The organism is uncultured Cetobacterium sp. (assembly GCF_947039425.1).
Lineage (GTDB): Bacteria > Fusobacteriota > Fusobacteriia > Fusobacteriales > Fusobacteriaceae > Cetobacterium_A.
This window is the reverse complement of the sequence record NZ_CAMQYW010000073.1, coordinates 1-7,234: the sequence shown is the minus strand read 5'-3', so window position 1 is coordinate 7,234 and position 7,234 is coordinate 1. Positions and strand designations below refer to the sequence as shown.

General features: G+C 28.2%; 6 protein-coding genes and 1 riboswitch. Of the genes, 3 read left to right on the top strand and 3 right to left on the bottom strand.

The features are described from left to right. The 3 genes from Q0V09_RS05515 to Q0V09_RS05505 all read right to left on the bottom strand — a co-directional run. The coding region (locus Q0V09_RS05515; protein WP_297487551.1) for a histidinol-phosphate transaminase at positions 1-760 on the bottom strand (760 nt) is incomplete at its 3' end. A 12-nt stretch (positions 761-772) separates the two neighbouring features. Beyond that, a complete protein-coding gene (gene cbiB, locus Q0V09_RS05510; RefSeq protein ID WP_297487549.1) occupies positions 773-1,720 on the bottom strand; it encodes an adenosylcobinamide-phosphate synthase CbiB in 948 nt (315 codons plus the stop codon). Then, positions 1,721-3,205: a cobyric acid synthase gene (locus Q0V09_RS05505; RefSeq protein WP_297487547.1), complete on the bottom strand. Its 1,485-nt coding sequence runs from the start codon at positions 3,203-3,205 to the stop codon at positions 1,721-1,723. A gap of 117 nt (positions 3,206-3,322) precedes the next feature. Further along, positions 3,323-3,501: riboswitch (cobalamin riboswitch) on the bottom strand. A gap of 126 nt (positions 3,502-3,627) precedes the next feature. On the opposite strand from Q0V09_RS05505, the gene Q0V09_RS05500 reads away from it, so the two are divergent. The 3 genes from Q0V09_RS05500 (at position 3,628) to Q0V09_RS05490 (ending at position 6,676) form a co-directional block, all read left to right on the top strand. After that, positions 3,628-4,320, top strand: coding sequence for a flavin reductase family protein (locus Q0V09_RS05500; RefSeq protein WP_297487545.1), 693 nt, complete (start codon positions 3,628-3,630; stop codon positions 4,318-4,320). A 62-nt stretch (positions 4,321-4,382) separates the two neighbouring features. Continuing rightward, positions 4,383-5,738, top strand: a complete 1,356-nt coding sequence (locus Q0V09_RS05495) for an MATE family efflux transporter (RefSeq protein ID WP_297487543.1) — start codon at positions 4,383-4,385, stop codon at positions 5,736-5,738. A gap of 17 nt (positions 5,739-5,755) precedes the next feature. Next, positions 5,756-6,676 carry a calcium/sodium antiporter gene (locus Q0V09_RS05490; protein WP_297407648.1) on the top strand — a complete coding sequence of 307 codons (921 nt, stop codon included), beginning with the start codon at positions 5,756-5,758 and terminating at the stop codon, positions 6,674-6,676. Positions 6,677-7,234: the final 558 nt, after the last annotated feature.

The window sequence follows — 7,234 nt, the reverse complement described above, 5'->3', positions numbered from 1 at the left end:
GGTCATTTAGCATAACTTTTCCAGCTATTTCAGCTACTCCATTAACACTCCAAGGTTCTCTTACTTCATTAATTTTTGTTAATAACTCTTGATCATATGTTAATCCATATCCAAGTCTTACTCCTGGAATTGCAAAATATTTAGTTAATGCTCTTAATATAAATATATTTTTATTTTCTAATAAAAAGGATGTTTTATCCATCCATCCATCCATAAACTCTATAAATGCCTCATCTATAAAAAGTTTTTTTTCTTTTTTTTGTAAAATTTCAATAAGTTTTTCTATTTTTTTTAAATCTTGAAATTTTCCTGTTGGATTATTGGGATTGCATAAAACTACTATATCCTCATCAGTTAAAAACTTATTTAATTTCTCTATATCTAAAGAGTAATCTTCTTCGTAAGGAAAATAATTTACTATTTTTCCAGCACTTTTTGCCGCTCTTTCATATTCTGCAAAAGTAGGTGATATTATTAAAACTTTTTTTCCTTCAATAGCTTTCATATACAAAAATAAAACCTCTGTTGCTCCATTCCCAACAACAATATTCTCTAAATTTGTATTATTATATTTAGCTATCTCTTGTCTAAGTTCAATATAATCAATATCTGGATATCTCTCAAGATCATCCATATTTTTAATCACAGCTTCTTTAAAACTTTTAGGAACTCCTAAGGGATTTATATTAGAACTATAATCTAACATTTCATCTATTCCATCTCTTTTTAATTTATAGATATTTCCTCCATGTAAATCCATATTCATCACATCCTATAAAATTTTTAATAAAAGTGAAAAGAATACAATCCCCACAAAAGATGTTACAAACATGATTTTATAACACTTCTTTATGTCTTCCATTTCAAACTCTTTTAATTTATCCCCAATAGTGGGTTTTTCAAAATATTTTCCAAAATACTTAGTTCTTCCTCCAAACTGTACACCAATTGCTCCTGCAAAAGCAGACTCAGGATGACCAGAGTTTGGACTAGCATGATTTTTTCTATCTCTAAAAAATATTTTAATAGCTTTGACAAAATCCATTCTTAAAATAGCTACTGATATTGGAATTAGTAATACTCCTGATATTCTTGCTGGTATAAGATTAACTAAATCATCAATTTTTGCAGAAAATCTACCAAAATCTAAATACTTATCATTTTTATATCCAACCATAGAATCCAGTGTATTTATAGCTTTATATCCCATAGCAAAAGGTAAAGCTAAACTTACTCCATTGATTACAATTGTACTTCCTAAAAAAGCATAAAACATAGGAGCTATTATCCCATCTACTGTATTTTCTGCTATTGTTTCCATGGTACTTCTTACAACTTGTATCTCATTCATTTCGCCAGTATCTCTACTTACCAAATATGATAGTTCCCTTTGAGCAAGTTCTAAATCTCCACTTTTTAAAATCTTATATACTTTTATCCCTTCAGCTCCTAAACTTTTAGTGGCTAAAGTTGTATAAAGTAGAAAAATCTCTAAATATTGAGATATTCCTGCTAAATAGTATGAAATTATAACTGTTAAAAATACAACTATTATAGCTAAGACTCCTCCAAATAATCTTTTATTTTTAAAATTATAAATTTTTCCTTCTATAAAAGTTATTAATTTTCCTATTAATCTAACTGGATGTGGAAACCAATGTGGATCTCCAAAAATTAAATCCAGTATATATGCTATTCCCATCTTAAGTATAAAACTCATTTATTTATCCTCCAAGATTTTATAAATAGCTTTTATATCTATATTTTCTCTAACTATTTTTTCTAATTTATCTAATTCATTTAATCTATATTCATCAAAAGTCATTTCTGAGTTTTTTAATTCCATACCTTTTTTTTCTCTTATTTTATTTAATATAAAATCTGTAATCTCTTTATTGTCAAATATCCCATGAATATATGTTCCTAAAATATTATCTTTAGAAACAATTATAAGTCTTTCATCTTCTGTAAGATTTTTCTCTTTTCCAATAGTCATTCCCTGATGAATCTCATATCCTTTAATAGAAACCTCTCCAAGTCCTTTTAAAACACCATTATCATCTATTAACTTTCCATTGTACTGTTCTGTTAATTTCTCTTTCTCCATTATTGTTTCTGTATCTAAAAGTCCTAGTCCTGGAAGTTCTTTTATATTGCTTTCTATTCCATAAGGATCTAATATTTTTTGTCCTAATATTTGAAATCCACCACATATTCCTATTATAGGAATCCCTTTTCTAGAAGCTTTTATAATCTCTTGAGCTATTCCTTTATCTTTTATATCTTTTAAATCATCTATTGTATTTTTAGATCCAGGAATAACAATTAAATCTTCATCTCCTAGTTCGTGAAATGACGTTACGTAATTAATATTTATATCTTTGTGAGCTCCTAAGGCATCAATATCTGTAAAATTAGATATATGTTTTAATTTAATTACTGAAACATTTATTTTCCCTTTTCTATCATTTATTTTTTTAAATTTATCTGTAACTCCATCTTCGTCTTCTATATCAAGCTCAAAATATGGCATTACTCCTAAAATAGGAACACCTGTTAACTCCTCTATTTTCTTTAATCCTGGAAGTAGTATCTCTACACTACCTCTGAATTTATTTATAATAACTCCCTTTACTCTATTTTTTTCTTCTGGAGTCATAAGTTCTATTGTTCCATAGATTGATGCAAAAACTCCACCTCTATCTATATCAGCAACTAAGATTACAGGAGCATCAATCATCTCAGCTAATCCCATATTTACTATATCATCATTTTTCATATTTAATTCAACGGGACTCCCTGCCCCTTCTGTTACACATATATTAAACTTTCTCTCTATAATTGAATAGGCTTCTTTTATATCTTTTTTTAAACTTCCTTTAAACTCTCCGTACTCTAAACCGCCCATATTTCCAATAGATTTTCCATTTACAATAACTTGTATTTTCCTATCTCCTGTTGGTTTTAAAAGAATTGGATTCATAAAATATTCAGCTTCTATCTCACAAGCCATAGCTTGTAATGCTTGAGCTCTACCCATCTCATGACCATCCACTGTTATATATGAATTTAATGCCATATTTTGAGATTTAAAAGGGGCTACTTTATAACCATCTTTATAAAATACTCTGCATAATCCTGTAACTGTTATACTTTTCCCAGCACCAGAGGAAGTTCCCACTACCATTAGATTTTTATGATTCATTTTGCACTCCTCAAAACATTGTTTTTTAGTGAAATATAAAACAAGAGAAAAGAAAAGAAATTTAAAATTAGAATTGAACTATGCAAATCTAAATAAGAATCTGTTCTCCGCAGATTTTATATTTTATAAATTTATGGCAGGTCTCCTGACTTAGATTCAACCTACTCTCAGACCTTCCCATATAAGCTTATACAGTGGTTTTCCTGATTTTGTCATCCTTACAGTGGCGGGACCGTGTGAGATTCGAACTCATCTTTCCTTTTAATCACATTAGAACCATAAATAATATACATACACATAATATATTATACCTAATGCTCGTCTTCAAGTCAATCATTATTAAATTTTAAAAAAAAAGAGAGCCTATTTTAAATTTTTCTGATATAATATAAATCACATAAAATTATTAAAGGAGTAACAAAATGAATAAAGAGTTATTTAAAGGTAGCGTCTTTTTAAATCCTGTTCCTGCTGTCGTTATTACTTCTAAAAACAAAGAAGGAAAGGAAAATGCTTTCACTGTTGCATGGACTGGAACAATTTGTACAAATCCTCCAATGCTCTCTATTGCAATTAGGCCTGAAAGACTTTCTTACGAATTTATAAAAGAGACTATGGAGTTCACAGTTAACTTACCAAATAGTTTTCAAGTTAGAGAAACCGACTATTGCGGAGTTATCTCTGGGAGAGATATTGATAAAATAAAAAAACTTAACTTAACATCAAAACCAGGTCATCATATATCAGCACCATATTTAGCTGAATTTCCAGTTAATATTGAGTGTAAAGTTAAGCAAATTATCCCTTTAGGAACTCATGACTTATTTTTAGCAGAAGTTATGGGATCTCACATTGATAAAAAACTTATGGATGAAAATGGAAAAATCCATTTTGAATGGGCAAATTTAATTAATTACTGTCATGGAGAATATTTCCCTATGGCAAAAAAACCAATTGGGCAATTTGGATTCTCTGTAGCTAAAAATCCAATTATCATTGAAAAATTCGCACATATAAAATCTTATGTTGAATACTCTATACCTAAAAAAGAAAACAATAATTCTTTAACTAAAAAACATAAGAAAAAGAAAATTACAAAAAATAAAAAAAAATAAAATAAAGAGGAGCAGATGGGCAGCTAATAACCCATCTGCTCTTTTTTTAGAGAAGGAGTTTTATGTTACAAAAATTTAAATTTGAAAAAAGTTTTATCAAAATGTTAATGTCTTTAGCTATTCCAATAATTTTACAAAGTTTAATTACTGCATCTCTAAATCTTTTAGACAATATTATGGTAGGAAAATTAGGAGAAAGTGAAATTGCTGCAGTTGGTTTATCCAATCAATTTTATATGATTTTTTACTATACTGTTTCTGGTATTGGGATGGGAGCTTCTATTTTTATGTCCCAGCTTTGGGGTAAAAGAGATATCTCAAAAATTCATGAATTTTTAGATTTATCTCTATTGATTTCCGGATTGGTTTCAGTTATTTTCGCAGCCATTGCATTTATTTTTCCCGCTAATATAATACATATTTTTTTAAAAGATCCAACAGTTACCTCTTTAGGAGTAGGATATTTAAGAATCGTTTCTGCTAGTTATATTTTAACAGCGATTACTCTTTCTTTTTCAATGGCTCTTAGAAGTACTGGTCAAACTAAAATACCTATGTACGGTAGTTTTGTAGGGATCATTTTTAACGCTATCCTTAATTACCTATTTATTTTTGGTAAATTTGGATGTCCTAAACTTGGTGTTGCTGGTGCTGCTCTTGGAACAACCATTTCAAGAACAATGGAATTAAGTTTTGTATTATTTATGATCTATGGAAGACACAATATTATTGCAACTAAATTTCATGGCATTAAAAATCTTACATTAAAAATGATTAAAGATTTCTTTAAAATTGCATCACCTGTTATATTTAATGATATTATGTGGATTTTAGGAATCTCTACATATTCTATTGCCTATGCTAGATTAGGAATTAATGCAACTGCTACAATGCAGATTGCTATAACAATTAATAATTTATTTAATATTTTTGGTATTGGAATTGGAGTTGCATCAGCTATTATAATTGGTAATAAAATTGGTGAGAAAAAGACGGAGGAAGCTTACGAACTTTCAATAAAAATATCGCAATTTGGAGTATTTTTAGGAATTATAATTGGAATTTTATTCTATTTTATCTCACCTTTAGTTGTAGGTATATTTAAAATTACTCCAGAAACACGTGAACATGTTATTACTGTTTTAAAAATTATGGCTTGGTTTATTCCTGTTAGATTCTATGCTATAATACAGGTAATCGGAACTTTAAGAGGTGGTGGAGATGTTATTTATGCTATTTGTACAGAAATACTTGGAATTTGGATTATTGGTATTCCACTAGCATTTTTAGCAATACACTTTATTCCAGGACTAACAATAACTACACTTTATTTTATTGTTTGTCTAGAAGAAATTGCCAAGTGTATAATTACCTATCCTAGAGTTATGTCACACAAATGGATTAAAAGCTTAGTCTAATTTAGGGAGGAATCATGATGTCTTTATTTTTTTTAATTCTCGGAGTTTTATTTTTAGTTTTTGGAGCTAACTTTTTAGTAGATGGTGCTTCTGTAATAGCTAAACGATTTAATATTCCAAACATTGTAATTGGTTTAACTATTGTAGCTTTCGGAACATCTGCTCCTGAACTTGTTGTTAATGTCATATCAGCTCTTGATGGACATTCAGCAATAACTCTTGGAAATGTAATCGGAAGTAACATAATTAATATTTTAATTATTTTAGGAATTACTTCTATTATTTATCCTCTAACAGTTTCTAAAAACACTGTTAAAATTGAGATTCCTATTGCCATATTTGCATCTCTTTTAACTTATTTTTTAGCAATTCATAATAATATTTTAGATAAAATGGATGGATTTATTTTACTATTCTTTTTCCTTTGTTTCTTAGGTTACAACACGTTCCTAACGATAACAAATAAAGAAGAAAGTCAACTAGAAGTTAAATCCTATTCTTTTCCTGTAGCATGTATTGTAACTTTATTAGGATTTATTTTACTTGTGTTTGGGGGAAATTTCATTGTAGATTCTGCTGTTAATATTGCTAGAAACTTTGGAATTTCTGAACGAATAATATCTATTACTATAGTGTCTTTAGGAACTTCTCTTCCTGAACTCGCTACATCTATAGTTGCAGCTTTAAAGAAAAATTCAGATATTGCTATTGGTAATGTTGTTGGTTCAAATATTTTCAATACTTTTTTCATATTAGGAACTTCTGTTGCAATATCACCTATTAATATTCCTAAAAGTTCTATTACTGATTTAATTATGAATATAATTGCTTCAATTTTATTGCTTTTATTTATATTTAAAAATCAAACATTAAAAAGATGGCATGGAATTGTATTTTTAATAGTTTATACTTTCTATTTAATCAGCATTTTTAAATAAAAAAAACGAGCTTAATGCTCGTTTTTATTTTGGAGGAGATATGATAAAATACAAAATTTTCAATAAAAATATTATAAATCCCGAAGGGATTATTCAAGTTATGCATGGAATGGGTGAGCATTCTTTAAGATATTTAGACTTAGTTGATTTTTTTAATAAAAAAAATATTGTTGTCGTTCTTTCAGATCATAAATTCCATGGTCAATTAGCTCTCAATAATAATTCTTTAGGTAATTTTACTACTTCTTTTAAAACTTTAATACAAGATCAAGTCAATATAACTAATGAACTCTTTGAAACTTTTCCTAAAACACCAATTTTCATTTTAGCACATAGTATGGGATCTTTCATTGCCCAAGAACATTTAAAATTAACATCTTTCCCTCAGGGATACATTATAATAGGAAGTTGTGCTTCTCGTAAATTTATCCACAGTCTAGGAGGATATTTTTTTAAAGCACTCTCTTTATTTATTAAAAAACCTAAAGATATTTTTGGTAAAATGCTTTTTTAGATCGGAAGAGCACACGTCTGAACTCCAGTCACGAATTCGTATCT

Excerpts from the sequence above, each read along its gene's own strand:
- cbiB (WP_297487549.1), bottom strand. The coding sequence starts at position 1,720 with ATGAGTTTTATACTTAAGATGGGAATAGCATATATACTGGATTTAATT.
- Q0V09_RS05505 (WP_297487547.1), bottom strand. The coding sequence starts at position 3,205 with ATGAATCATAAAAATCTAATGGTAGTGGGAACTTCCTCTGGTGCTGGG.
- Q0V09_RS05500 (WP_297487545.1), top strand. The coding sequence starts at position 3,628 with ATGAATAAAGAGTTATTTAAAGGTAGCGTCTTTTTAAATCCTGTTCCT.
- Q0V09_RS05495 (WP_297487543.1), top strand. The coding sequence starts at position 4,383 with ATGTTACAAAAATTTAAATTTGAAAAAAGTTTTATCAAAATGTTAATG.
- Q0V09_RS05490 (WP_297407648.1), top strand. The coding sequence starts at position 5,756 with ATGTCTTTATTTTTTTTAATTCTCGGAGTTTTATTTTTAGTTTTTGGA.